The 25,055-nt window shown below is 72.1% G+C and carries 22 protein-coding genes; 12 read left to right on the top strand and 10 right to left on the bottom strand.

What is annotated here, in order from left to right; translation table 11 throughout:
* Nucleotides 1-14: 14 nt before the first annotated feature.
* Complete coding sequence (locus ACFE7H_RS06900) at nucleotides 15-674, top strand: response regulator (protein WP_375400488.1); 660 nt, start codon at nucleotides 15-17, stop codon at nucleotides 672-674.
* Between the two features lie 166 nt (nucleotides 675-840).
* Here ACFE7H_RS06900 and ACFE7H_RS06895 read toward each other — a convergent pair whose 3' ends face one another.
* From ACFE7H_RS06895 to ACFE7H_RS06870, 6 genes are all read right to left on the bottom strand, one after another.
* Nucleotides 841-1,467 carry a TetR/AcrR family transcriptional regulator gene (locus ACFE7H_RS06895; RefSeq protein ID WP_375400487.1) on the bottom strand — a complete coding sequence of 209 codons (627 nt, stop codon included), beginning with the start codon at nucleotides 1,465-1,467 and terminating at the stop codon, nucleotides 841-843.
* Nucleotides 1,464-3,164, bottom strand: a complete 1,701-nt coding sequence (locus ACFE7H_RS06890) for an allophanate hydrolase (RefSeq protein WP_375400486.1) — start codon at nucleotides 3,162-3,164, stop codon at nucleotides 1,464-1,466. Before ACFE7H_RS06890 ends, ACFE7H_RS06895 begins: the two co-directional genes overlap by 4 nt.
* Nucleotides 3,161-6,877 carry an urea carboxylase gene (uca, locus tag ACFE7H_RS06885; RefSeq protein WP_375400485.1) on the bottom strand — a complete coding sequence of 1,239 codons (3,717 nt, stop codon included), beginning with the start codon at nucleotides 6,875-6,877 and terminating at the stop codon, nucleotides 3,161-3,163. Before uca ends, ACFE7H_RS06890 begins: the two co-directional genes overlap by 4 nt.
* A gap of 142 nt (nucleotides 6,878-7,019) precedes the next feature.
* A complete protein-coding gene (locus tag ACFE7H_RS06880; RefSeq protein WP_375400484.1) occupies nucleotides 7,020-7,706 on the bottom strand; it encodes an urea amidolyase associated protein UAAP2 in 687 nt (228 codons plus the stop codon).
* 7 nt (nucleotides 7,707-7,713) lie between these two features.
* Nucleotides 7,714-8,547 carry an urea amidolyase associated protein UAAP1 gene (locus ACFE7H_RS06875; protein WP_375400483.1) on the bottom strand — a complete coding sequence of 278 codons (834 nt, stop codon included), beginning with the start codon at nucleotides 8,545-8,547 and terminating at the stop codon, nucleotides 7,714-7,716.
* On the bottom strand, nucleotides 8,544-10,205 hold the full coding sequence (locus ACFE7H_RS06870) for an APC family permease (protein WP_375400482.1): 1,662 nt from the start codon (nucleotides 10,203-10,205) through the stop codon (nucleotides 8,544-8,546). Before ACFE7H_RS06870 ends, ACFE7H_RS06875 begins: the two co-directional genes overlap by 4 nt.
* A 307-nt stretch (nucleotides 10,206-10,512) precedes the next feature.
* On the opposite strand from ACFE7H_RS06870, the gene ACFE7H_RS06865 reads away from it, so the two are divergent.
* On the top strand, nucleotides 10,513-11,283 hold the full coding sequence (locus ACFE7H_RS06865; RefSeq protein WP_375400481.1) for an SDR family oxidoreductase: 771 nt from the start codon (nucleotides 10,513-10,515) through the stop codon (nucleotides 11,281-11,283).
* Nucleotides 11,284-11,298: 15 nt separating this feature from the next.
* On the opposite strand, the gene ACFE7H_RS06860 is transcribed toward ACFE7H_RS06865, so the two are convergent.
* Entirely contained in the window at nucleotides 11,299-12,060 is a 762-nt protein-coding gene (locus ACFE7H_RS06860; RefSeq protein WP_375400480.1) for a DeoR/GlpR family DNA-binding transcription regulator, read from the bottom strand.
* A gap of 109 nt (nucleotides 12,061-12,169) precedes the next feature.
* On the opposite strand from ACFE7H_RS06860, the gene ACFE7H_RS06855 reads away from it, so the two are divergent.
* Genes ACFE7H_RS06855 through ACFE7H_RS06840 form a run of 4 tightly spaced genes read left to right on the top strand, consistent with a single transcriptional unit; the run spans nucleotide 12,170 to nucleotide 17,916 of the window.
* On the top strand, nucleotides 12,170-13,747 hold the full coding sequence (locus tag ACFE7H_RS06855) for a rhamnulokinase family protein (RefSeq protein ID WP_375400479.1): 1,578 nt from the start codon (nucleotides 12,170-12,172) through the stop codon (nucleotides 13,745-13,747).
* On the top strand, nucleotides 13,744-14,616 hold the full coding sequence (locus ACFE7H_RS06850) for a class II aldolase/adducin family protein (protein WP_375400478.1): 873 nt from the start codon (nucleotides 13,744-13,746) through the stop codon (nucleotides 14,614-14,616). The genes ACFE7H_RS06855 and ACFE7H_RS06850 overlap by 4 nt, the downstream gene beginning before the upstream one ends.
* Nucleotides 14,613-16,649, top strand: a complete 2,037-nt coding sequence (locus ACFE7H_RS06845) for a bifunctional aldolase/short-chain dehydrogenase (RefSeq protein WP_375400477.1) — start codon at nucleotides 14,613-14,615, stop codon at nucleotides 16,647-16,649. Before ACFE7H_RS06850 ends, ACFE7H_RS06845 begins: the two co-directional genes overlap by 4 nt.
* 13 nt (nucleotides 16,650-16,662) lie before the next feature.
* Nucleotides 16,663-17,916, top strand: a complete 1,254-nt coding sequence (locus ACFE7H_RS06840; protein WP_375400476.1) for an alpha-hydroxy-acid oxidizing protein — start codon at nucleotides 16,663-16,665, stop codon at nucleotides 17,914-17,916.
* A gap of 39 nt (nucleotides 17,917-17,955) precedes the next feature.
* On the opposite strand, the gene ACFE7H_RS06835 is transcribed toward ACFE7H_RS06840, so the two are convergent.
* Both ACFE7H_RS06835 and ACFE7H_RS06830 read right to left on the bottom strand, forming a co-directional pair.
* Entirely contained in the window at nucleotides 17,956-18,597 is a 642-nt protein-coding gene (locus ACFE7H_RS06835) for a response regulator (RefSeq protein WP_375400475.1), read from the bottom strand.
* A 98-nt stretch (nucleotides 18,598-18,695) separates the two neighbouring features.
* Complete coding sequence (locus ACFE7H_RS06830) at nucleotides 18,696-19,898, bottom strand: sensor histidine kinase (RefSeq protein WP_375400474.1); 1,203 nt, start codon at nucleotides 19,896-19,898, stop codon at nucleotides 18,696-18,698.
* Nucleotides 19,899-20,077: 179 nt separating this feature from the next.
* Here ACFE7H_RS06830 and ACFE7H_RS06825 point away from each other — a divergent pair, with 179 nt between their 5' ends.
* From ACFE7H_RS06825 to ACFE7H_RS06810, 4 genes are read left to right on the top strand one after another with little or no spacing between them, the layout of a single operon-like run.
* Complete coding sequence (locus tag ACFE7H_RS06825; RefSeq protein WP_375400473.1) at nucleotides 20,078-20,524, top strand: hypothetical protein; 447 nt, start codon at nucleotides 20,078-20,080, stop codon at nucleotides 20,522-20,524.
* A 58-nt stretch (nucleotides 20,525-20,582) separates the two neighbouring features.
* Entirely contained in the window at nucleotides 20,583-21,773 is a 1,191-nt protein-coding gene (locus ACFE7H_RS06820; protein WP_375400472.1) for an MFS transporter, read from the top strand.
* 29 nt (nucleotides 21,774-21,802) lie between these two features.
* Nucleotides 21,803-22,042 carry a hypothetical protein gene (locus tag ACFE7H_RS06815; protein WP_375400471.1) on the top strand — a complete coding sequence of 80 codons (240 nt, stop codon included), beginning with the start codon at nucleotides 21,803-21,805 and terminating at the stop codon, nucleotides 22,040-22,042.
* The gene (locus tag ACFE7H_RS06810) at nucleotides 22,029-22,376 is read left to right on the top strand and encodes a type II toxin-antitoxin system PemK/MazF family toxin (RefSeq protein ID WP_375400470.1); all 348 of its coding nucleotides are present in this window, start codon (nucleotides 22,029-22,031) and stop codon (nucleotides 22,374-22,376) included. The genes ACFE7H_RS06815 and ACFE7H_RS06810 overlap by 14 nt, the downstream gene beginning before the upstream one ends.
* A gap of 60 nt (nucleotides 22,377-22,436) precedes the next feature.
* Here ACFE7H_RS06810 and ACFE7H_RS06805 read toward each other — a convergent pair whose 3' ends face one another.
* A complete protein-coding gene (locus ACFE7H_RS06805; RefSeq protein ID WP_375400469.1) occupies nucleotides 22,437-22,961 on the bottom strand; it encodes a hypothetical protein in 525 nt (174 codons plus the stop codon).
* A gap of 191 nt (nucleotides 22,962-23,152) precedes the next feature.
* Here ACFE7H_RS06805 and ACFE7H_RS06800 point away from each other — a divergent pair, with 191 nt between their 5' ends.
* Complete coding sequence (locus ACFE7H_RS06800) at nucleotides 23,153-24,361, top strand: sensor histidine kinase (protein WP_375400468.1); 1,209 nt, start codon at nucleotides 23,153-23,155, stop codon at nucleotides 24,359-24,361.
* Entirely contained in the window at nucleotides 24,358-25,053 is a 696-nt protein-coding gene (locus tag ACFE7H_RS06795) for a response regulator (RefSeq protein ID WP_375400467.1), read from the top strand. Before ACFE7H_RS06800 ends, ACFE7H_RS06795 begins: the two co-directional genes overlap by 4 nt.
* The last annotated feature ends 2 nt before the right edge of the window (nucleotides 25,054-25,055 follow it).

Raw genomic sequence — 25,055 nt, 5'->3', positions numbered from 1 at the left:
TAACGGCAGGAGGGGTGACGGCAGGGGACGTGACGGGCGACCCGACCGTGGTCCTGATCGACGACCATCCGGTCTTCCGGCACGGCCTCGCCGCACTGTTGACCGAGGACGGCGCACGGGTGGTCGGTTCGGCGGGGTCTGCTACGGAGGGCCTCGCCCTGGTGCAGCGGCACCGGCCCGACGTGGTGGTGATGGACCTGCACCTGCCCGATCGCTCCGGAGTCGAGGCCACGCGGCAGGTGCTCGTCGCGGCGCCGGAGTCCCGGGTGCTGGTGCTGACGATGGACAGCGCGGACGCCACCGTGGTCGCCGCGCTCCGAGCCGGCGCCCGCGGGTACCTGCTGAAAGAGGCCGCCGCCGAGACGATCGGAGCGGCGATCCGCACGGTGCTGCACGGCGACCTGGTACTCGGCGCCCGGTTCGCGGCACGGCTTCCCGCCCTGCTGACACCACCGACGGGCGTCTCCGACGGGTCGATCCGGGGCCTGAGCCCGCGCGAGGTGCAGATCGTCGAGCTGATCGCGGCAGGCTGTTCGAACGCCGAGATCGGCCGGCGCCTGTTCCTCGCCGAGAAGACGGTGCGCAACAACGTGACCGCGATCCTCGCCAAGACGGGCGCCACCGACCGCGCGGGCCTGCGCCGGCTGGCGGACACGAACGCCCCGACCACCTGAACGCCCTTCCCGCGTACGCGTCCCGCGTCCCGCGTCCCGTGTCTCGACAGCAGGACCAGGTCTCGATCGCAGGTCACTGGTCGACCAGCAGCCTGCGATCGGGACCCTGTCCTGCTGACGGGACGGCGGATCGCACTGCGCCGGCGTCCGCGGCTGGTTTCCGTGGCTAGGCGAGCAGCGCGGCCCCCGCCTCCGCCGCCGCCTCGGCGCCGACGACGCGCAGGCAGGCGCTCGCGATGCTGCGAGCGATATCGGCATCCGGTTCCGCGTCGCGCCGCATCGGGATCACCATCTCGACCAACTGCATGCAGCAGGCGCCGAGGAAGGCGGCGTCGCCCTGCGGCCGGACCGCGGCCGCCAGGTCGACATACGCCTGCTGCAGCTGCGCGCGGTGCTGCCGGAAACTCTCGAACCGCGGCTCCTGCACCTCGTGCGCGAGGTAGAGCGAACCGATGTTGTGGTGCGTCGCGAGCAGTGTGCCCACGTCGATCGCGGCCAGCGCGTACAACGCGGCGGCCGGATCGGGCGTATCGCGCAGGCGTTCCACGAAGTCGAGGCTGGGGCGCACGCTGGTCTCCAGCAGCTCGAGCAGGATCTCGTCCTTGCCCGCGAAGTGGTAGTAGAGCGACGCCTGCCGGATGCCGACCCGCTCCGCGATCGAGCGGGTCGAGGTGCCCGCATAGCCGCGCTCCGCGAACAGCGCCGCCGCGGCGTCCAGGATCTCCTCGCGCGCGCTGGCGGTCGACGACGACGGGTTCGTCCTCGGGCGGCCGAGGCGGGTGGACTCGCTCACTCTGCCGATTCTGCCGCCGCGGCCAGGTAGGTCCGCCAGCCGCCGTACTCGCTGATGTCGGTCCCGACCGAGGCCGCCAGGGGCTCGACCAGGAATCCGGCGACCGCTCGGCCGTCCGCCAGTTCGACCGAACCGACCGCCATGGGCGCGGGCAGCGCGGCGACGAAGGCGCCCAGTCCTGAGGCCGGCATCCGCCACACCTCCCCCTCGATCGGAGTGCCACCCTGTGCGACGCGCACGAGACCCGGCTTCGGCGGCACGGTCGCAAGCGCGACCAACCGATAGGTGGCCGCGGTCTGGACCGCGCCGACCAACGACGCGCCGACGGCGACGAGCTGATGGTTCAACGGCTGCCCGGACAGGTGCGCCCCGACGACCAGCAGGTCGAGCGGAGGGTCCTGGACACGGCGGGCCAGCTCGGCGATCGACCGGTCGGCGAACGGCGCGCCGGTCAGCATCACCCCGAACGGCAGCCCGCCCACCCGGCCTGCCGGCACGGCCAGGGCGGACCGGTCGAGCAGGTTCGCGAAGTTCGTGAAGCGGCCCATGCGGCTGTTCGCCCCGACCGGATCTTCAGCGACCTGGTCGAGTGTCGGGTGCCAGGTCGTGGTCGGGGTGAGCAGGGCATCTGTGCCCGCGAGCCGCGCGAGTCCGGCGGCGCCGAGCCGCTCCAGCCGCTCACGGTCCCGGAAATACTGCACCGCGGTCGCCTCACGGCCGCCGAGCACGATCGCGGCGACAGTCGCATCCAAGTCGGTACCGACGAGCTCCGGGTGAGCCGCGATGTGGTCGCCGACCGCGGCGGTCCGCTCGGCGACGAACGCACCGCCGTACAGCAGGGTGGCGGCCTGCAGCAGCGGGGCGATGTCCACCTCGACGATCTCGACCCCGGTCGCCGCCAGCCGCTCGACCACGCCGGCGAACGCCTCCGCCCACCCCTCCGCCAGGCCGGCCAGGTGCTCGCCCGTCGGTACGGCGACGCGCGGAGCGGCGGACAGCGCCGGCCCCGGCCGCGGCGTGCGGGCCAGCGGATCGACGCCGTCCGGGCCCCGCAGCAGTTCGGCGACGCGGGTGGCGAGCCCCAGTTCCCGCGCGAAGACGCTGACGCAGTCGATGGTCCGGCACGCGGGGACGACGCCGGTGGTCGGGATCAGGCCGAAGGTCGGCTTCACCCCGACGATCCCGTTCAACGCCGCGGGCACGCGTCCGGACCCGGCGGTGTCGGTGCCGAGGGAGATATCCGCGATCCCGAGCGCGACGGCGACGGCGGAGCCGGAGGAACTGCCGCCGGAGATGCGGGTCGGATCCCAGGCGTTCCGCACGGCGCCGAAGGGGCTGCGGGTGCCGACCAGGCCGGTGGCGAACTGGTCGAGGTTCGTCTTGCCGAGCACGATCGCGCCCGCGGCGCGCAGGCGGGCGACGGCCGTCGAGTCCGCGTCGGGTTCGTAGGCGTAGGAGCGGGAGCCGGCGGTGGTCGGCAGCCCGGCGACGTCGATGTTGTCCTTGACCGCTGCGACGAGTCCAGCCAGCGGCAGCAGCTCCCCCGCGGCGACGCGAGTATCGATCGCCGCCGCCTCCGCGAGCAGCGCCTCCCGCCCGCGCAGCGCGATCCAGACCTCCGGCCGCTCGACCTCGTCGATCTGTGCCAGCGCCGCCTCGACCCGCCGGACGGCGCCCCGGTCGCTCAGCCCGCTCACGATGCGCCCACCGCGGCGAGCACCTGGCCGGGGGCGACCTGCTCGCCCGCACGCACGTAGACCGCCAGCACCTCGCCGCCGTGCGGGGCGGCTACCGGGGTTTCCATCTTCATCGCCTCCAGGGCCAGGATTCGGTCGCCGGTGCCCACTCGGTCGCCCGCCTGCACCGACACCTGCCACACGGTCGAGACGAACGGCGCCGTGACCGCGGTCGCGCCCGCAGGCAGCTCCACCGCGGCGGCGGCGACCGCCGGCTCCGGCTCTGCGGCGCGGTCGAACTCGCCGGACGCGCGCCACCGCGCCTTCTCGGCATCGAACGCCGCCGCCTGCCGACTGCGGAACGCCGCGATCGAGTCGGCGTTGTCCGTCAGGAACCGCTCGTGGTCCGCGAGCGCGAACTCGCCGTCCTCAGTCTCGAATATGCCGCGTCCGGCATCGGTCTCGGCGCGCAACTCCAGCAGCTCCTCGGCGGAGACGGGATACCACTCGATCCGGTCGAAGAACCGCAGCGCCCACGGGTGCTCGGCGAACAGCCCGCCGCGGCGGAACCGATTCCAGATCTGCACGGTGCGGCCGACGAACTGGTATCCGCCCGGTCCCTCCATCCCATAGATGCACAGGTATGCACCGCCGATGCCGACCGAGTTCTCGGCGGTCCAGGTGCGCGCCGGGTTGTACTTGGTGGTCACGAGCCGGTGGCGCGGGTCGAGCGGCGTCGCGACCGGCGCGCCGAGGTAGACGTCGCCGAGGCCCAGCACCAGGTAGGAGGCGTCGAACACGGTGCGCAGCACGTCGTCGACCGAGTCGAGGCCGTTGATGCGGCGGATGAACTCGATGTTCCAGGGCGTCCAGGGGGCGTCGTCGCGCACGCCGGCCATGTACCGCTCGATCGCGAGCCGGGTCGCCGGGTCGTCCCACGACAGCGGCAGCCGCACGCGTCGGGACGGGACGACCAGCTCGCGCGTCGCCGGCAGGTCCTGCTCCAGCTCGGCGAGCAGCGACGCCATCGCCGTCGCCTTCGTCACGGCGGCGTCGGTGTGCACCTGCAGCGAGCGGATGCCCGGGGTCACGTCCAGGATCCCCGGGGGCGCCTCCTGCTGCAGTCGCTGCATCAGCGCGTGCACCCGCATCCGCAGGCCCAGGTCCAGCTCCTGCGCCCCGTACTCGACGAGCACGTTGTCGTCGCCGTCACGGCGATAGGTGACCGCCGGCCGGTCGGCGCCGACCTCCGCCAGCCGCCCGATCACCCCGTCGTCGCCGTCGCCGCCGGTCCGCGGCAGCCGGGCGACCGACCGGGCGGCGTCGAGCCCCGCCGCCTGCGCCTCCCGCACGGCGACGAATCGCACGGTGTCGCCGGGCCGCAGCTGCCCGAGCTTCCACAGCTCGCCGCTCGCGACGACCACCGGACAGACGAATCCGCCCAGGCTGGGCCCGTCCGGCCCGAGCAGGATCGGGGTGTCGCCGGTGAAGTCGAGCGCCCCGACGGCGTACGGGGTGTCGTGGATGTTCGAGGGGTGCAGGCCCGCCTCGCCCCCGTCGGTGCGCGCCCAGGCCGGCTTCGGCCCGATCAGCCGCACGCCCGTCCGCGCCGAGTTGAAATGCACCTCGTACGCGGTGTCGTACAGGGTGTCCAAGTCCTCGCGGGTGAAGAACTCCGGCGCCGCATGCGGCCCCTCCGTCACGCCGAGCTCCCACGCGTCCGTCAGTGCCGGGCGGCGCTCGGGCGGGGTCGGGCCGCCGATCCGGGTCAGCACGGCGCCGTCGCCGAAGTGCTCGTGGGGTGCCGCGGAGTCGTCCGAGCCGGGCCGCAGCACGTCGCCCGCGACCAGGGCGCGGCCCCCGTGCCCGCCGAAGCCGCCGAGCGTGAAGGTGGCCGCGCTGCCGAGGTAGCGGGGAACGTCGAACCCGCCTCGCACGGCCAGGGCCAGGCGCAACCCTGGACCGGGTGCGGTGCCGATCGCCAGTACCCCGCCAGCGGGCACATCGAGCGGCTCCCACATCGGCGCGGCCTCGCCGTCGACCGTCACCGGAGCGGGCGCGCCGGTGACGCAGACGACGGCGGGGGCCGAGAAGCGCAGGGTCGGGCCGGCGAGCGTGATCTCGAGCCCCGGCGCGCTCGCCGGATTGCCGACCGCCAGGTTCGCCTCGCGCAGCGACACCGGGTCCATCGGCCCGGACGGCGGCACGCCGACCTGCCAGTACCCGAGGCGGCCGGGCAGGTCCTGCACCGTCGTCATCGTGCCGGGTTCGAGCACGTCGATCCGCGGATCCGGGTCGGCGGTGACGCTGAGCGTCGAGGTCGAGTGGGTGGCGCTGCGCAGCGGCACGTCATCGACCAGCTCCCGCAGCAGCCCCACGTTGGTGACGACTCCGTCGACCCGGGAGGCGTCGAGCGCCTCGCGCAGCAGGTCCAGGGCGGCGTCGCGGCTGGGGCCGGCGGCAATCACCTTCGCGAGCATCGGGTCGTAGTAGGGCGACACCTCCAAGCCTGTCTCGATCCAGCCGTCGACCCGCACGCCGCTCATCGCCGGGGTGCCATCGCCAGGGCTCTGCTCATTCGGGCTCTGCTCATTCGGGCTCTGCTCATTAGGAAATACCGCCCTGGTGACGAGCCCGCTCGACGGCGCGCTCTGCTTCGCCGGGTCCTCCGCGTACACCCGGGCCTCCACCGCGAATGCGGAGGGGGTCCAGTCGCGGGTGAAGAGATCCGGATCGAGCGCGTCGGCGCCGTCTCGCGCGAGCGTCAGCATCAGGGTCACCAGGTCGACGCCGTAGGCCAGCTCGGTGACGGGGTGCTCCACCTGCAGCCGGGTGTTCACCTCCAGGAACGACGCCTCCTCACGCACCGGGTCGTAGACGAACTCCACGGTGCCGGCCGAGCGATAGTCGACGGAGGCGGCCAGCTGCCGGGCCGTCGCGGCGATCTGTTCGCGCACCGGCGCGGGCAGTGCGGGTGCGGGCGCCTCCTCGATCACCTTCTGGTTGCGGCGCTGCAACGAGCAGTCGCGGTCGCCGATCGCGGCGATACGACCCGCGCCGTCGCCGAACAGCTGCACCTCCACGTGCCGCGCCGGCCGCACGAGCCGCTCCAGGAAGACGCCGCCGGAGCCGAAGCTCGCCTGCGCCTGCCGCACGACCCGGTCGTACGCGACGCGCACCTCGTCGCCCGTCTCACACTCCTGCATGCCGATGCCGCCGCCGCCGCCGGTCGCCTTCAGCATGACGGGCAGCCCGATCCGCTCCGCTTCGGCGACGGCCTCGTCGGCGGAGGCGAGCAGGCCGGTCCCCGCGAGCATGGGCACGCCGGCCTTCGCGGCCAGGTCGCGGGCGGTGTGCTTGGCGCCGAACGCCTCGATCTGCGCGGGCGTCGGCCCGACGAACGCGAGCCCCGCCGCCTCCGCCGCCCGCGCGAACGCCGCGTTCTCGCTGAGGAACCCGTACCCGGGGTGGATCGCGCCGGCGCCCTGGGCGATCGCGGCCTCGATCACCGCATCGGCACGCAGATAGGAGTCGCGCGCCGGCGCCGGCCCGAGCCGCACGGCGGTGTCCGCCTCCCGCACGTGGGGCGCGGCCCGGTCAGCATCGGAGTAGACGGCGACCGTCCGCAGCCCCAGATCCCGAGCCGATCGGATGATGCGGCGCGCGATCTCCCCCCGATTGGCGACCAGCAGCGTGTCGAACACGGCGTTCAATCCCACCCGAGCCGACGCCACCCGAGCACGACAGCAGGACAGGGTCCCTTCGGCAGGACGATCGGGCCGCTGTGGTCCTGCTCAAGCGACATCGTCCTGCTGACGTGCTTCCTGCTGACCTGCTTGTCGGTGATGGGCTGCCGGCGGAGGGCGCGGGGGCGGCTCACGGGCGCGTCACGAGCATGCGCAGCGGGGTGGGGTTGAAGTCGTTGCAGGGGTTGTTCAGCTGCGGGCAGTTGGAGACGATCACGAGCACGTCCATGTCGGCGCGCACGGCGACCCGCTTGCCGGGCGCCGAGATGCCGTCGACGATGCCGAGCGATCCGTCCTGCTCCACCGGCACGTTCATGAACCAGTTCAGGTTCGACACCAGGTCGCGCACGCCCAGCCCCCGCCTGGTCGCCTCGGCGAGGAAGTTCTCGCGGCACCCGTGCTGGAACGCGGTGTGGTGCCCGTACCGCAGTGTGTTCGACTCCTTGCCGCAGGCGCCGCCGATCGTGTCCTGTCGCGCCACCTCGTTGCCGACCACGGTCATCAGCGGCCGGCCGAGCGTGCTGCGCAGCACCGTGCCCTCCCGAACGTAGGCGTTGCCCTGCCAGGCGAGGGTGTCGGGCACGCTGTACCGCTCGTCGGTCTCGTGCGCGTTGAAGATCAGGCAGTCCGCGGACTGGTTGCCGCCGACGTCCACGATCGTCAGCAAATCGCCCGCGGCCACCAGCGCGGACCACGGCGCGCGCGGCGCCACCCGCTCGTCGAGCACGACGCGGCCCGGCACGAGCGGCTCGCTCCAGTCGAGCACCGACCCCGCTGTGAAGGAGGCACCGACCGGCACCGTCGAGGTGATCGTCATCGCCGCATCACAACCCGGCCGCGGCCGCGTACCCGAGGGTGTTCAGGTAGGCCCGCCGCCGCTCGGGCGACGCGTCGAAGCGGGCGTCAGTGGGCGAGGTCGGCGCGCTGCGCCAGGCGTGCACCCGCAGCGGCCCCACCGCGTAGTCGGGCCGCGGGTCGAGCGGATGCGGCACGTTCGCGACCAGCACGATCAGCGGCAGCTCGGCGAGCAGGTCGACGGAGGCACCCGCGCCGGCCGAGCCGAGCCAGCGGAACGCCCCGTCCGCCTCCACCCGCACGCCCTGGAAGAACGACACCGACGGCGCCAGGTCGCGGGGGGCGAGCCCGTGCTTCGCAGCCGCCAGCGTCAGCAGCCCCCGCCCGGACGGCGTCGGCCCGAACGGAGCGCTCCCGCCGTACTTCCGCTCGTTCCAGGTATCCGACGACGTGCCGCAGAAGGCGTCGTGCTGCCCGGAGGTGTCCGCGACCACGGTGGCGAGCACGCGTCCGTCCCCGGAGAGCAGCGGATGCCCCTCGCCCAGATACGCCTGCCACGGGATCTTCTGCGTGTCCGCCACGTTCAACCGCTCCCACGGCTCGACCGCGTTGAACACCAGCAGGTTCGCGCAGGCGTCCCCGGTCACGTCCTCGAGGCGGATCCGCGTACCGCGTGCCACTCGGGCGTGCGTGTAGCCGCCCGGGCCGACCGTCTCCGCCCAGGTCAGGTCGGCCGGCTCGACGCCCTGCGGCGGGTACGGCGTCGACGATGCCGGCAGGTACGCCATCCAGTCGGCGACGCCGTCGCCCTGCGATCGGGCGTCGCTGCGGGCGGCGAGGACGCTGGCGGTGTCCCGCGTCACGAGGCGGGTGCGGCCGCGACGGCCTCCGCCGGTTCGCCGGGCGCGTCGACCCCGGCGGACCGCGACCGCGCCCCGAGCACGATCGTGCCGCCGTGCCGCGTGCGGTTGCGCCAGTGCACGAGCACGCCGACCAGCAGCACCAGCAGGATGAACAACGGGGCGCTCCACTGCAGCCACCAGGTCGTGCCAGCAGGGTCGTAGATCTCCACGCGGGGCCACGCCAGGTTCACCGCCATCGCGATCTGGTACACGATCGCGACGCCGTTGACGACGATCCCCGCCCGGCCCAGGGAGAACAGCGGCTTGCCGAACTCGTCCGTGCCACCGGGCAGCCCGCCCCGAAGGCGCCGGATGAACAGCGGCACGGTCACGCCTAGGTATGCCAGGTAGAGCATCGCGATGCACAGGGAGGAGAGCGCCAGGAACACGCCGCTCTCGTTCCAGTTGACCGCCAGCGCGATCGCAGCGCCGACCCCGACGACGATCGTGGTAGCGATCGGCGTACCCGTGCGCTTGGAGACCGCGCCGAGCACCCCCGAGAACGGCAGGGTTCGCTCCCGCGCCATGGAGAACATCATCCGGCTGGCGGACGTCTGCACCGCGAGCGTGCACACGGTCACCGCGACAGCCACGGCGACGAGCAGGATGCGCCCGCCGGTATCGCCCAGCCGCGCCGGCAGGATGGAGGCGAATCCGCCGCTGACCAGGCTGCCGTCGGTCAGGCTCGGCGCGGCGACCAGGCCGGCGAGGATCAGCAGCAGGCCGCCAACGCCTGAGACCGTCAGCGCCCGGATGATGGTGCGCGGCGTCGTGTGGCGGGGCGCGTGGGTCTCCTCCGACAGCTCCCCCGCGGAGTCGAAGCCGACCATCACGTAGGCGGCCATGACGGAGGAGATGATCCAGGCGGGCAGGTAGGCGCCGAGCTTGGGATCGAAGCCGTCCAGGGTGAGGACGACGCCGGGCCCGCGCTCGCCGCGGAAGAACAGGGCGATGACGAGCGCGATCACCCCGAGGATCTCGATCACGACGCCGGCCGACGTGATGACCGCCATCAGGCGCACCCCGATCACGTTGATGACGGTGGTGATCACCAGCAGGATCAGCCCGAGCACGACCGCGTTCTGGGCGCCGGTCGCACTGAGCGGCGCGGAGTCGGCCTCCGGTCCGCCGATCAGCTGGAACCCGGTCCAGATCGCGGGCAGCACGGCCTGCAGCGCGATCGCCGCGGCGGCGACAGTCAGGATCTGCCCGATCACCATCACCCAGCCGGTGAACCACCCGAAGGTCGTGCCGGCGAGCCGTGACGACCACTGGAAGATCGCGCCGGAGATCGGATAGCGCGCCGCCAACTCGGCGAAGCAGAGCGCCACGAGCAGTTGGCCGAGGAAGACGACGGGCCAGGTCCAGAAGAACGCCGCTCCGCCGAAGCTGAAGCCGAGCCCGAACAGCTGGAAGACCGTGGTCAGGATCGACACGAACGAGAAGCCGGCCGCGAACGAGGCGAACCGCCCGACCCCGCGGTGCAGCTCCTGCGCGTAGCCGAAGGCGCCGAGGTCGTGGTGCTCGGTGCCGGTGCTGCGGGTCGAGTCCGAGTGAGTGGACGGGTGCGTGGACGAGGGAGTGGAGTCGGGTGGAGCGACGGAGCTGCTGGCGGGCATCGCGCGTGGCCTTCTGGTCGGTGGAGCACCCTTACCTGTCAAGCGACAGGTACATGCCTCCCAACCTGGCGCCACCCTGTTTCGGTCGTGTTGCCCGGCCGTGAAGAGTGCATTGCCGCCGTGCGATCCGCGACCCCGGCCTCAGAGCAGCTCGCGAACCCGCGGCGCCCGCTCCGGGCTACCGCGCAGCACCGCCCGCTTGAGCTCGGTGCGCGTGAGGCCGCTGGGCGGTGGACAAAGTCCGTCGGCGTGTGCTTCGGTGAGACGACTCACATCAAGACTCAGACCGAGCCACAAGGGAGTGCCGATGCGGTTCGACGATCTTGCCGGCAAGGTCGCGCTCGTCACCGGTGGCGCCCGCGGCCTCGGCTACTCCCTGGCGACGGCGCTCGCCGGTCAAGGCTGCACGGTCGCGCTGCTCGACGTGCTCGACACGGTCACGGTGTCGGCCGACCGGCTCGCCGCCGAGCAGCACGTGGAGACCGTCGGCCTGGTCACAGATGTCACCGATCCCGACTCCGTCCAAGCCGCCGTCGACCGGGTGGGCGAGGTGCTGGGGGTACCGCAGATCCTGGTCACGGCAGCGGGAATCACGGTCTGGAACGACAGCGTCGACGTCCCGGCAGCGGAGTGGCGGCGCGTGATGAGCGTCAACCTGGACGGCACGTTCTTCGCCGCCCAGGCCTTCGGGCGTGGATTGATCGACGCCGGCCTGCCCGGCAGCGCGGTGTTCGTCTCGTCGATGTCGGGGCTCATCGTGAACGTGCCGCAGCACCAGGCCTCGTACAGCGCGTCCAAGGCCGCGGTGGCGCAACTGGCCAGGGCGCTGGCCGTGGAGTGGGCGCCGCACGGCATCCGGGTGAACGCCATCTCCCCCGGCTACTTCCTCTCCGACATGACCCGGCATTTCACGGAGCAGAACCCCCAGCTCGCCGCGGAGTGGATCGCGCGCATCCCCGCCGGCCGCATGGGTGAGCCCCACGATCTGGACGGGCTGGTCCTGCTGCTCGCCTCCGACGTTTCGTCCTATCTCACGGCCCAGAACCTGGTGATCGACGGCGGCTACACGGCGCTCTGACCTGGCTCTTCGCGGTCAGAGGAGGCTCGGCACCAGGTGCCGGTAGGGATCCAGCCGCGGATCCTCGGGCTCCAACTCCGTCACGAGCACATCGAATCGCGGGAGTGGAACCGACCGGATGCGCGCACGCGTCTCGAGTTTGCTCGAATCGACGGCCAGCACGCAGCGTCGCGCGGTGTCGACCATCGCCTGCTTGACCGCCACCTGATGCAGCGTGGTCTCGCTCGTCCCGAACTCCGAGTCGACGTTTCTCGCGGACAGGAAGCACGTGTCGAACGTGAACTGCCGCACGCTGAGCACGGCCAGCGGTCCGACCAGGCTCAGGTTCTCCTCGTCGCGCTCGCCACCGGTGAGGTAGGCGGTGACGCCCTCCCGCCCGTGGAGCGACTGGAAGGCCGCGAGTCCGTTGGTCAGCACCGCCACATCGTCGATGCCCGCGATGGAGTCGGCCAGCCGGTGCACCGTGGTCGAGGAGTCCATCGCGATGAGCGATCCGGGGGCCACCAGGTCGCGCAGCTTCTCGGCGATGCGGCGCTTCGCGTCGGCATGCCGGTACCGGCGCTGGGCGAAGGCGTCGCCACCCAGGGTCACGATGCCGCCGCGCACGCGACGCGCTGCGCCACTGGCGACCAGCTCGTCGAAGTCGCGGCGCACCGTCATCGGATGCACGTGCCACGACTCGGCGGATTCGTGCAGGTGCAGCGCCCCGCGCTCCTCGAGCAGGCGCAGCATCGCCGTCCTGCGCGCCTCCGCGTCGAGCGTCCCGATCACCGTCATCGCGATGCCCCTCCGTCCCCGGTCGTCCCTGTGCTACGGTCAAAAATCTGAGAGTTCGTGGTACTTCTTACAGGAAGTAACACTTCCACCCTGCGCGCGGAGGTGATCCATGAGCCAACGAAGTCCAGAGCACCAGCCGGTCGCATTCGCCGCCGTGGATCTGGGCGCGTCCAGCGGACGGGTCGTGCTGGGGCTGCTGCGCGGCCGGCAGCTGCACATCGCCGAGGTCCACCGGTTCGAGAACCGGCCGCTCTCCGTCGACGGCCGACTGCAATGGGATGTGGACCAGCTCTTCAGCCAGACGCTCGCGGGGCTGGCCGCAGCGGTTCGATCGGCGTCCGCGCAGGGGGCGCAGCTGCGGGGCATCGGCGTGGACTCGTGGGGCGTCGATTTCGCGCTGCTCGACGACGCGGGCCGTGTGACGGGTCCCGTTCTGCATCATCGCGCTGCGGCCGACGCCACGCCCGCCATCCGCCGCCGCCGGATGTCCCCGCAGCAGGTCTACGAGCGCACGGGCGTGCCCGACCACCCGATCAACACGTCGCTGCGGCTGTCCGACCTGGCCGTCGCGGGCATCGCCCGCGATCAGCGGGTGCTCTTCGTCCCCGACCTGTGGGTGCACCTGCTGGCGGGCGCGACCGGCACGGATCCGACCGGCACGGATCCGACGGGCACGGATCCGGCGGGCACGGATCCGACGATCGCCTCGACGAGTCAGCTGCTCGATCCCGCCTCGCAGACCTGGGCCGGCGACGTCGTCGCGGCGGGTGGGATCGACGCGCTGCACCTGCCGAGCCTGCAGCCGCCGGGAACGATGGCCGGGCGCACGACCCCGGCGATCACTGCTCGACTCGGCTCGGACGCACCCGTGCCAGTGTTCCGCGTGGCCGGCCACGACACCGCGAGCGCGTTCGCCTTCGCGGCGCCCGACGATCGAATCCCCGACGATCGAATCCCGGACGGACACCACAGAGACGCCCTGATCTCCAGCGGCACCTGGTCGATCGTCGGGGCCTGCGTGGCCGAGCCGATCCGCAGTGAGCGAGCGCGCGAGAGCGGCTTCGTCAACGAGTGCGGCGTCGAGGGCACGCTGCTGGTGCAGAACCTGAACGGGATGTGGATCCTGCAGGAGTGCCTGCGCGAATGGTCGGAACACGACGGCCGCCCGCCCGAGTTGGCCGGGCTGCTCGCGGAGGCGGAGCGTGCCGGGCGGGACGACCGCACGTTCGATGTCGCGAGCCGGTCGCTGCTGGCGTCGGGCGACATGGTCGGACGCGTCACCGCTCTCGCCGTCGAGGCGGGCCGGCCGGCTCCGGAGTCGCGGAGCCAGATCGTCCGCGCGATCCTCGACAGTCTCGCCGTCGCCTATGCCCGGTCGATCATGGCCCTGGAGCAGCTGACGGGGACGCGCCGCACCCGGGTGCGCATCCTCGGCGGCGGCTCCAGGAACCGGCTGCTCTGTCAGCTGACGGCCGACGCCACGGGGCTTCCCGTGCTCGCCGGACCTGCGGAGGCGTCGAGCATCGGCAACATCGCCGTGCAAGCCCGGGCGAGCGGTGGCGGCAGCGACATCGACGGCGGCAACCCCGGCAGCATCACCGCGTACTACGACCACCTCACCGGCGACGGCACCGAGGTCGAACGCTTCGAACCGAGCAGGGTCACCACCCGCCAGGAGGTCCGATGACAGCCACGCCCACGCCCACTTCGACGCCCGTCCCGACTCGCGCGGCGGCGCTCGAGGACATCGTGCAGCTCTCCCGAACCATCGGGCGCCCCGAAGCCGACCTGGTCATCCTGGCCGAGGGCAACACGTCGATCCGCACCCCCGGCGATCGCATGCTGGTGAAGGCGACCGGCGCCGCCCTGCGCACCGCGGACGAGGACGACTTCGTCGAGGTCGACCTGAACGCCTACACGGCCCTGCTCGCCGGCGGCGACGTCTCGGACGCCCAGGTCGCCGAGCGGCTGCAGGCGGCCGTCGTCGTCGGCACGAAGCGACCCTCGGTCGAGTCGCTGCTGCACGCCGTCTGCCTCGCGCTGCCCGGCGTGCAGGTCGCCGCGCACACCCACCCGACGGCGGTGAACGCGGTCCTCTGCTCCGCCCACCCCGAGCTGCTGGTCGGCAGTCTGTTCCCCGACCAGATCGTGGTCCTCGGTCGCCGTCCCCTGCTGATCCCCTACCTCGACCCGGGCCTGACGCTCGCCCGCTTCGTCGCAGCCCGGCTACCCGAGCACGTGGAGCGGTTCGGGCAGCCCAAGGTCGTCTACCTGGCGAACCACGGCATGTTCGCGCTCGGAGCGACCGCCGACGAGGTGCTGCGGATCACGCAGATGGCGGTCAAGGCGGCCTGGGTGGTCGCCGGAGCCGTCGCGCTCGGCGGACCGTCCTATCTGTCGGCCGAGCACGAGGAACGCATCGACACCCGCCCGGACGAGGAGCACCGCCGCCGGCTGCTCGCCGCCGAGCTCGTGAGGCCCACCGAGCACGATCGATACGAGCGCGATCAGCAGGGGCTCGATCAGTACGAGCACGATCAGCAGGCAACGCCATGACCGATCAGACAGTCACCGAGCTGCTGGAGCGCTCCAATCGGCTCGGCTCCGATCCGCGGAACACCAACTACGCCGGCGGTAACACCTCCGCCAAGGCCTCGGCGATCGATCCGGTCACCGGCCGACCGGTCGAGCTGCTGTGGGTGAAGGGCTCCGGCGGCGACCTCGGCACCCTGACCGAGTCGGGGCTCGCGGTCCTGCGCCTGAACCGCCTGCGCGCGCTGCGGGACGTCTATCCCGGCGTCGAGCGCGAGGACGAGATGGTCGCCGCGTTGGACCACGTGCTGTTCGGCAAGGGCGGCGCCGCACCGTCCATCGACACCGCCATGCACGGGCTGGTCGACGCGGCGCACGTCGACCACCTGCATCCCGACGCCGGGCTCGCGATCGCGACCGCCGCCGACGGGGAGGCGCTGACGGCGGCGATCTTCGGTGACGAGGTCGTCTGGGTGCCGTGGCGGCGGCCCGGATTCCAGCTCGGGCTCGACATCGCGGCGATCCGGGCACGGCACCCGGACGCGATCGGCACGATCCTCGGCGGCCACGGCATCACGGCGTGGGGCGAGACGAGCGAGGCGGCGGAGGCGAACTCGCTCAAGATCATCGCGACCATCGAGGCGTACATCGCCGAGCACGGCGAGCCGGAGCCGTTCGGTCCGGTCCTCGACGGCTACGGGCCGCTCCCTCGCGCGGAGCGGCTCGCGCGCGCCGCCGCGCTCGCGCCCACGATCCGCGGGCTCGCCGCCACCGACCGGCCCGTGGTCGGCCACTTCACCGACGTACCCGAGGTGCTCGACTTCCTCTCGCGCGCCGAGCATCCCCGCCTGGCCGGGCTCGGCACCTGCTGCCCGGACCACTTCCTGCGCACCAAGGTGGCACCGCTGGTGCTGGACGTGCCGGCCACCGCGACCGTCGAGCAGCAGCTCGAGCGCCTGCGCGAACTGCACCAGGCCTATCGCGCCGACTACCAGGCCTATTACGACCGGCACGCGACCGCCGACTCCCCCGCCATCCGCGGCGCGGATCCCGCGATCGTGCTCGTGCCGGGGGTCGGCATGTTCAGCTACGGCGCGAACAAGCAGACCGCCCGTATCGCCGGCGGCTTCTACCTCAACACGATCGCCGTGATGCGCGGCGCGGAGGCGCTCTCGACGTACGCACCGATCGAGGAGGCCGAGAAGTTCCGCATCGAGTACTGGGCGCTGGAGGAGGCGAAGCTGCAGCGGCTGCCGAAGCCGAAGAGCCACGCGACCCGCATCGCGCTCGTCACCGGGGCCGCCTCCGGCATCGGCAAGGCGGTCGCGACGCGGCTGGCCGCCAAGGGCGCCTGCGTTGTGATCGCCGACCTCGACCTGGCCAAGGCGCAGGCCGCCGCCGCCGAGTTGGGGGGCACGGATGTCGCCGTCGGCATCGCCGCGAACGTCACCGACGAAGCCCAGGTGCAGGCGGCGATCGACGCGACCGTGCTCGCGTTCGGCGGGCTGGACCTGATCGTCAACAACGCCGGACTCTCCCTGTCCAAGCCGCTGCTGCAGACGACCGCGGCCGACTGGGATCTGCAGCACGACGTGATGGCGAAGGGTTCGTTCCTGGTCTCGAAGGCCGCCGCACGGGTGCTGATCGAGCAGGGCCTGGGCGGCGACGTGATCTACATCTCCAGCAAGAACGCCGTGTTCGCCGGCCCGAACAACATCGCCTACTCCGCCACCAAGGCCGACCAGGCGCACCAGGTGCGGCTGCTGGCGGTCGAGCTGGGCGAGCACGGCGTCAAGGTCAACGGGATCAATCCCGACGGCGTCGTGCGCGGCTCCGGCATCTTCGCCTCCGGCTGGGGCGCGAACCGCGCGAAGACCTACGGCATCGAGGAGCAGGACCTGGGCGCGTTCTATGCGCAGCGCACCATCCTGAAGCGCGAGGTGCTGCCCGAGCACGTGGCGAACGCGGTCGCGGTACTCACCGGCCCGGACCTCAGTCACACGACCGGGCTGCACATCCCCGTGGACGCCGGCGTCGCCGCCGCCTTCCTGCGATGAAAGGCTGACGACCGTGGTGCAGCGGCAGATCCCGAACGTGCGCGACCTCGCGCCCCTGCTGCAGTTCAAGAGGCCGCAGTTCGATCTCAAGCAGCGACGCCTGCAGGCGGCGTTGACGATCGAGGACCTGCGCCGGATCGCGAAGCGGCGCACGCCGACCGCGCCGTTCGACTACACCGACGGTTCGGCGGAGGCGGAGATCTCGATCCGCCGGGCCCGGCAAGCGTGGCGGGACGTCGAGTTCCACCCGTCGATCCTGCGCGACGTGGCGCAGGTGTCCACCGGCTGGGACGTGCTGGGGGCGCCGGTCGCCCTGCCGTTCGGCATCGCGCCGACCGGCTTCACCCGGATGATGCAGACCGAGGGTGAGATCGCCGGCGCCACCGCCGCGGCAGAGGCGGGCATCCCGTTCAGTCTCTCCACGATGGGCACCGCTTCGGTGGAGGACGTCGCCGCGGCCGCGAGAGCGGCCTCGCCGACTGCACGGACCTGGTTCCAGCTGTACATGTGGAAGGACCGCGACCGGTCGATGGCGCTCGTGGACCGAGCGGCGAGGGCGGGCTACGACACCCTGCTCGTCACCGTCGACGTCCCTGTAGCGGGCGCCCGCCTGCGCGACAAGCGCAACGGCATGACGATCCCGCCCGCCCTCTCCCTCGGCACCGTCGTCGACGCGCTGCCGCGGCCGTGGTGGTGGATCGACTTCCTCACCACACCGCCGCTCGCGTTCGCCTCGCTCGACCGGTGGTCGGGCACCGTCGCCGAGCTGCTCGACACGATGTTCGACCCCACGGTCACGTTCGACGACCTCGAATGGATCCGCGGGCAGTGGCCCGGCAAGTTCGTGGTCAAGGGCGTCCAGAACCTGGACGACGCGGTCAAGCTGGCGGAGCTCGGGGTCGACGGCATCCTGCTCTCGAACCACGGCGGGCGGCAGCTGGACCGGGCGCCGATCCCGTTCCACCTGCTGCCCGAAGTCGTCGCCGAGCTGGGCCGGGACCGTCCCGAGCTGTGGGTCGACACGGGCATCCTGTCCGGTGCCGACATCGTCGCGGCGATCGCGCTGGGCGCCCGCTTCACCCTGGTGGGCCGCGCCTACCTGTACGGCCTGATGGCCGGCGGCAGAGAGGGCGTCGATCGCGCGATCGACATCCTGCGCGGCGAGATCGAGCGCACGATGCGCCTACTGGGCGTCAACTCGCTGGAGCAGCTGCATCCCGGGCACGTCACCCAGCTGGAGCGCCTCGCCCCGCGCCCCCGCCCCTGACGGTCGGTCTGCCGCGCGTGACAGCGGTCTCAGCGGGGCTCAGCGCGACGGGCGGATGAGACCGGTCTCGTAGCTCCAGACGACGGCGTGCACCCGATCGCGCAGGCCGAGTTTCATCAGCAAGCGGGCGACATGCGTCTTGACGGTGTTCTCGGTGACGTGCAGCGCCCGGCCGATCTCGGCGTTCGACCGGCCCTGCGCGACGAGCAGCAGCACTTCGGTCTCACGGTCGGTCAGCCCGGAGTGAGCCAGCGCCGAGGAAGTCGAGGACGGGGGGCGTGCGGTCGCGAACGCCTCCACGAGCCGCCTGGTCGCGGCGGGCGCGAACAGGGAGCCGCCCTCGGCGATGACGCGGATCGCCTCGATCAGGCGTTCCTCAGGCGCGTCCTTCGTGAGGAAGCCGCTCGCGCCGGCCTTCAGCGCCTCGTAGACCACGTCGTCGATGTCGAACGTGGTGAGTACGAGCACGCGTGGTCCGCCCGCGGCGACGATCGCACGGGTCGCCGCGATCCCGTCCAAGCGGGGCATGCGCACATCCATGAGCACGACATCGGGTGCGCGTTCGGCGGCGAGCCGAACGGCCGCCTCCCCGTCGGCGGCCTCCCCGACCACGGTGACGTCCGCCACATCGCCGATGATCATCCGCAGTCCCGACCGCACCAGGGGTTGGTCGTCTGCCAAGACGACGCGGATCAACTCGGGTCTGCCAAGACGACGCGGATCAACTCGGGTATGCCAAGACGACGCGGATCAACTCGGGTCTGCCACGACGACGAGGATCAACTCGGGTCCGCGACTCGTCGGTCGCGTGCGAGATAGGGCATCGAGGCGTGTACCCGCCAGCCGCCGCCGGTGGGCCCGGCCTGGACGGTGCCGCCGGTGACCATGACGCGCTCGCGGATGCCCGCCAGCCCGTGGCCGCCCGTGCCTGCCGGCCCGCCCGGTCCCGCCGGTCCCGTCGACCCCGGCGGGCGGGCACTGCTGCTGTCGACCTCGATCCGCAGGTCGTCGATGTCGTAGTGCACCCGCACGCTCGCCCGGGCTCCCGGTCCGCTGTGTTTCAACACGTTCGTCAGCGCCTCCTGCACGATGCGGTAGGCGGACAGGTCGATGCCGGGAGTCACGGGCAGGCGTTCGCCGTCCACCGCGAGGTCGACCGGAACGCCGGCGGCGCGCACCTGCTCGATGAGGTCGCCGAGCCGGTCGAGCGTCGGCAGTGGCTCCAGGGCGGAATCGGCCTCCTCGGTGTTCTCGATGTCTTCGGTGTTGCGCAGCAGGGACAACAGTCGGCGCATGTCGGCGAGCGCGGCCGTGTTCGTGCCCTCGATCGCGGTCAGCGCCTGCCGGACGGCCGCATCGTCGCGCCCGACGAGTCGGCGGCTGCCGCGCGCCTGCAGCACGGTGACCGCGATGGCGTGCGAGACGACGTCGTGCAGCTCGCGAGCGATCCGGGCGCGCTCGTCGGCGACCGCACGACGGGCCTGTTCCGCAAGCGCGGCGTTCCGGGCCTGCAGGTCGCGCACCCGCTCGATCCTCAGGCGGATCGCGAGTCCGGCTCCCCACGGCAGGCCGGCGAAGAGCAGGTAGAACACGATGCCGGACGGGCTGAGGTCCTGCGAACTGACTTCCAGCATCACCACCGCAACCACCACGGCGGGGGCGCCCAGCCACGCCTCGATCCCGTGGGTGTGTCTGCCGACCGAGTACAGCGCGAGCATGAACGCGAGGCTGAGGAACACCGAGTGTCCTTCGAACAACGGCGCCTCCGCGATCACCCCGACCGTCCCACCGATCATGAGGACGAACACGACGAGCGGGACGCGCCGCCGGCCTGCGAGGACCAGGCCGGTGGCAGCCGCGAGCAGCGCCGCCGCCGGTAGGTGCGCGCGGGGGTAGCCGGCGACCTCGATCGCGTACGCCGCCGCGATGCCGACCGCGAGTACGAGATCGCCCCACCGAGCGATGAGCGGCCGGAGCTTCACGGCGCCACCGTAGGCCGCACGCGGTCCGTGCGCATCACCCGTGAGGACGACGGAGCACGTCGCTCGTGAGGACGATCCGGTCGCTCCGATCGGTGACGTACCGCGGTGCCGGCGGCCGTCACGCTGGGCTCGTTCCGCAGCTCCCACCGAACGGGCAGCTCCGACCCGAAAGGACCGTCATGACCATCACCGCCCCGTCCTCCTCCGCCGTCGACGACGACCACGTGGCCGTCCGCCGCGCGCTGCTTCCGGTCGCACTCGTCGCGACCGCCATCGCGATCACGCTGTCCGTGCTCGAGGCGAACTCGAACCCCGAACGGATCGTCGAGGTCGCGGTCGAACTCGTCGCCGGCGGCCTCCTGTTCGCCCTGGTCCTGCCCCGCGGCCTCCGAAAGCCGAGCGCCGGCGGCCGCGGCATCGTCCTGGGCGTCATCGCGGTGCTGCTGGTCGTGCCCGCCTTCTGGAGCGGGCTGCCGCTGCTGATGGGGTCCGCCGCAGCCCTGCTCGGACTGGCCGGCCGGCGCGCCGATCGCGGTGCGGGTACCGCGATCGCGGCCCTCGTGCTCGGCGTGCTCGGCGTCGTCGGCTACGCGTCGATCTACATCCTCGACGCCGTGACCCACTGAGCGCTGAACCGCTGATCGCGCGAGTTCGACCGCGTTCCGGTGGCCGCTACGGTCTGGTGTGACGACTCGGCTCTCCCTCGCACCGCGCGGAGCATTCGCGGCGGCCGCCGCGGTCATCGTCATGGCCCTCTGGGTCAGCGGAGCGCCGGCGATGGTCTATCCGGTGTACACGGCGGACTGGGGCCTGACCGCGCTGGCGACCACGACGGTCTTCGCGGCCTACCCGGTCAGCCTGGCCCTGGTTCTGACGACGTTCGGCACCGTCTCCGACCACGTGGGGCGCCGACCGGTGCTTTTGGCCGGCGTGGCGATCGTCGCCGCCGGCACCCTGCTCTTCGCGATCGCGTCGGATTCTGGCTGGCTCGTCGCCGGCCGAGTCGTCCAGGGCGCGGGCGTTGGTCTTGCGCTCAGCCCCGCGAGCGCCTCGCTCGTCGAGTTCAGCCGCGAGGGTGGCTCCGGACGCGCGAGCGTGGTGAACACCGCCGCCACCGCGGGCGGGACCGTCGTCGCGATCCTGCTCGGCGGAGCGCTCGTCCAGTACGCACCCGCACCGACCCGACTGCCGTTCTGGGTCCTGTTCGCCGCGATCCTCTGCGTCCTGGTCGCGCTCTGGTTCTTCCCCGCTGCCGCCGGACGGATGTCGTCGCCGTGGCGCCCACGACCACCGACGGTCCCCTCCGGCATCCGATGGGTCGTGCTCATCGGCACCGCCTCGATCACAGCGAGCTTCGCGATGGGAGCGGTGTTCCTCGCGCTGGGCGGCCAGATCGCGAAGGAGTTCATCGGCAGCGCCAACGCCTTCGCATCGGCTGCCGTTCTCGCCAGCTGGGCGCTGGTGATCATCCCCAGCTCGTGGGCGGCACGGCGGCTGCGCCCACGCACCGCGACCGTGATCGGCGGAGTCCTCTCCTTCGCCGGGCTGCTCGCCCTCATCCCGGCCGGCGCGATGGAGTCGCTGCTGTTGCTCCTCGTCGCATCGGTGGTGAGCGGCAGCGGGTATGGACTGCTCTTCCTCGGCGGCCTGGCAATCGTCAACGGGCACGCGCCCGCTGAGCGCCGCGCCGGAACGCTCTCGTTCGTGTATCTGGTCGCCTACCTCGTCCAGGGACTGACCGCGGTCGCCGTCGGCAGCTCCGCCACGACGAGCGACGTCACCGACGCGATCCTGCTCTGGACGCCGATCATCGGATTCGCGTGCCTGCTCGCCGGCGCCCTCGCCGCACTCCGCGCACCCGCCGGCTCCGGCTGACGCTCGTATACCGCACGTATACTCGTCCGATGAGCGATGTCACCACGATCAAAGTGTCCCGTCAGGTACGTGACCTACTCCAGGAACGCGCCCTGCGGGATCGACGCACGCTGGGCCAGGTCGTCGAGTATCTGGTCGAGCAGGATGAGCGGGCCGCCCGGTTCGCGGCACTGCGCGCGGTCAGCGACTGGTCATCACCCGAGCACGACGCCTGGGAGGCGGCCGCCGTCGCCGATCTCGCCGGCCGCCAAGGCGATGCCGATTCGTGACCTCCGCACCGGTCAGGTCGCCTGGGCTGTGCTCGAGGGCGCGCACGGGCGAGAGCAGACCGGTCGCCGCCCGGTGGTGGTGATCGCCTCGAACACCTACCTGGAGATCGTGACCACGCTGGCGATGATCGTCCCGGTCACGACGACGGAGCGCGGCTGGCCGAATCACGTGCGTCTCACCGGAGCGACCGGGCTGTCCCGGCCGAGCTGGGCGATGACGGAACAGATCGTCACGATCAGCCGGACGCGGCTCGTCGATCGTGCGGGCTCGGTGGACGAACCGTGCATCGACCTGATTCGTCTGCACCTGCGCGACTTTCTCGGTTTCCGCTGATGGTCGCTCCGCGCTGATGGGCTGACGGGTTGACGGGCTGACGGGCCGACGGGCCGACGGTCAGGCGAGAACGGCAGACCGGGCGGAGCGAGCGCCCATCGCCCACCCGAGCGTGAGCCAGGCCACTCCGAGCAGCAGCTGGCCGCCGAACGGGGCGGCCAGAACCGACAGCAGCAGTCCGGCGAACGGGACCGCGGCCGCGGAGCGACGCCTCGATCGGACGAGTCCGGCGACGGCGAGCACCAGCTGACCGAGTAGCGCGAGCAGCAGCCCGAGCGAAAACGCGGGACCGAGTGTGTTCCCACCCGCGATCGCACTGGCGACGGCACTGATGAACAGCAGCAGGAACCCCGCCTGGGCGACGATCGCGCCGACCCGCCCGACGCGGCCGGCACCGAGCCATCGCGGGAAGCCCTGCAGCGCCACCGCCGTCGCGATCAGCGAGAGGGCGAAGACGATCTCGATCAGCACGTCGATTCCCTGCCAGTGGGAGTCGGGCTGCGTGTGCCGCAGTTGCACGAGCCAGTCGGCTGCAGACGCGATCCCGGCGACGAGGGCGGCGATCGAGGCGGTACGCATGGGCATGGTGACTCCTGTCGATGGAACGGCGCTGAGCGCGACACGGGCTGTGGCAGCGCCGACGGTAGGAGACGCCCGTCGCCGACCGCGTCGGAGCGGAGTCCGATCTCGCAGGTCCCCCCACGGGTGGACGGACTGCGCAGCATCCACCCGCAGGAGGAGTGCGCGGCGTGGCGCGGCGGTCGTACATTCACCTCGTGCCCCGTATCGGCCCGAGGTTCTGGCTGGCCTTCGACGTGCTGCTCGGGTGCGCGATGATCGCGGTCGCCGAGATCGAGATCGCGACGGGCGCCACGTACGAGCACGTCCCGGTATGGCCCGGACCGCGGGCGGTCACGAGCGTGGCGGTAGTGGTCCTGATCGCGCCGGTCGTGCTGCGCCGAGTGCGGCCACGGCTCGCGTTGGCGCTGCTGTCCGCGCTGCTCGCCTCAGTGCTGCTGCTGCTCGGTGACGTGCAGTCCGGCGTCGCGTTCGTGCTGCTGGTGGTGATCCTGTACTCGGGCGCCGCGCACATCAGGCGGGCCTGGCCGTCCCTCACGGCGGCAGCGGTGCTGGTCGTGGTCGTCGGCACTCGCCCCGGCGCGATCACGGGTGTCGGCGACCTGGTCTTCTTCGCGGGACTCACCGCACTCGCGATCGTGCTCGGGCGAGCGGTGCGGTTGCGGCATGAGCAGATCGACCGTCTCACGCGGCAGGAGCAGGAGCTTCGCCGCCTGCACGCCGCGGAGGTGGCAGCCGCGACCGCGGCCGAGCGGGCGGCGATCGCCGGTGAGCTGCACGACATCGTGGCGCACGCCATCTCGATCGTCGTGATCGAGGCGCAGGTCGGCCGCCGCATGCTGCCGGACGAGCCGGGCCGCGCGAGCGAGGCGTTGCGGACCATCGAGTCGAGCGGCCGGGCCGCGCTGACCGAACTTCGTCGCCTGCTCACCGTGCTCGACGGCGGCGAGCAGGCCGACGCGACCGCGCCGACCCCCTCCGTCGCCAACCTCGCCGATGTCGTCGACCGGTTGCGGGCGGTCGGCCTCGCCGTGGACGTCGGGCAGGACGAGCTGCCTCCCCTGCCCGCCGCGACCGAGCTGGCGATCCATCGCACGGTGCAGGAGGCGCTCACCAACTCCCTGAAGCACGCCCCGGGCAAACCGGTTCGGGTCCGCATCCGACGGGACGACGAGCACGGCCAGGTCGAGGTGACCGTGCAGAACGCCGCCGGGGATCAGGCCGGGGCGGTGCCCGGATCGGCGCGCGGGTTGATCGGGATGCGGGAGCGGCTGCGGCTCGTGGGCGGCACCCTGACGACGGGGCCGCAGGGCGCCGAGTTCGTCGTCCGCGCGACGGTACCCCTCGACGCCGTGCCCCACCATGCCGGGCCCCTCGACGGTGCCGCCGTGCGGGTGCACGGATGATCCGAGTCGTCATCGTGGACGACCAGCACCTGGTGCGGGCCGGCCTTCGCGTGCTCGTCGACGCGGAGGACGACCTGACCGTCGTGGGCGACGCGGCCGACGGACGCCAGGGCCTCGCCGTCTGTGCGCGCACGCATCCGGACGTCGTGCTGATGGACATCCGGATGCCCGTGCTGGACGGCGTGGAGGCGACCGCACTCCTGCGAGCGCGCGACGACGGACCGCGGGTGATCGTGCTGACGACCTTCGACACCGACGAGCTCGTCTTCGCGGCGCTGCGAGCCGGCGCGAGCGGATTCGTGCTGAAGGACATCCCCGCCGATGACCTGTTCGCCGCGATCCGAACGGTCGCGGCAGGCAGCGCGATGCTGGCCCCGGCGATCACGGCGCGGCTCATCGCCCATTTCGTCCTGACAGCACCCCGGCGTCCGGTCGCATCGTCGACTGAAGCGTCGAGTGAAGGGTCGGGTGCCGGTTCGAGTGCCGTCGCACTGTTGACCCCGCGCGAGCGGGAGGTGTTGACGTCCGTCGCGCGGGGCCGCTCCAACCCCGAGATCGCCGCCGACCTGTTCCTCAGCGAGGCGACGGTGAAGACCCACATCGGCCGCGTCTTCGAGAAGCTGGGGGTGCGCGACCGCGCGCAGGCCGTGATCGCCGCCTACGAGAGCGGCGTCGTCACGCCGAGCACCTGACC

This window comes from uncultured Amnibacterium sp., assembly GCF_964250715.1.
Taxonomy (GTDB): domain Bacteria; phylum Actinomycetota; class Actinomycetes; order Actinomycetales; family Microbacteriaceae; genus Amnibacterium.
Note: the sequence above shows the minus strand (reverse complement) of the source record. Positions and strands in the feature narration are given on the sequence as shown.

Bases quoted from the DNA above. Each gene is read 5' to 3' on its own strand.
- ACFE7H_RS06880 (WP_375400484.1), bottom strand. From the start codon at position 7,706: ATGACGATCACCTCGACGGTGCCGGTCGGTGCCTCCTTCACAGCGGGG.
- ACFE7H_RS06870 (WP_375400482.1), bottom strand. From the start codon at position 10,205: ATGCCCGCCAGCAGCTCCGTCGCTCCACCCGACTCCACTCCCTCGTCC.
- ACFE7H_RS06865 (WP_375400481.1), top strand. From the start codon at position 10,513: ATGCGGTTCGACGATCTTGCCGGCAAGGTCGCGCTCGTCACCGGTGGC.
- ACFE7H_RS06860 (WP_375400480.1), bottom strand. From the start codon at position 12,060: ATGACGGTGATCGGGACGCTCGACGCGGAGGCGCGCAGGACGGCGATG.
- ACFE7H_RS06855 (WP_375400479.1), top strand. From the start codon at position 12,170: ATGAGCCAACGAAGTCCAGAGCACCAGCCGGTCGCATTCGCCGCCGTG.
- ACFE7H_RS06850 (WP_375400478.1), top strand. From the start codon at position 13,744: ATGACAGCCACGCCCACGCCCACTTCGACGCCCGTCCCGACTCGCGCG.
- ACFE7H_RS06845 (WP_375400477.1), top strand. From the start codon at position 14,613: ATGACCGATCAGACAGTCACCGAGCTGCTGGAGCGCTCCAATCGGCTC.
- ACFE7H_RS06825 (WP_375400473.1), top strand. From the start codon at position 20,078: ATGACCATCACCGCCCCGTCCTCCTCCGCCGTCGACGACGACCACGTG.
- ACFE7H_RS06815 (WP_375400471.1), top strand. From the start codon at position 21,803: ATGAGCGATGTCACCACGATCAAAGTGTCCCGTCAGGTACGTGACCTA.
- ACFE7H_RS06810 (WP_375400470.1), top strand. From the start codon at position 22,029: ATGCCGATTCGTGACCTCCGCACCGGTCAGGTCGCCTGGGCTGTGCTC.
- ACFE7H_RS06805 (WP_375400469.1), bottom strand. From the start codon at position 22,961: ATGCCCATGCGTACCGCCTCGATCGCCGCCCTCGTCGCCGGGATCGCG.
- ACFE7H_RS06795 (WP_375400467.1), top strand. From the start codon at position 24,358: ATGATCCGAGTCGTCATCGTGGACGACCAGCACCTGGTGCGGGCCGGC.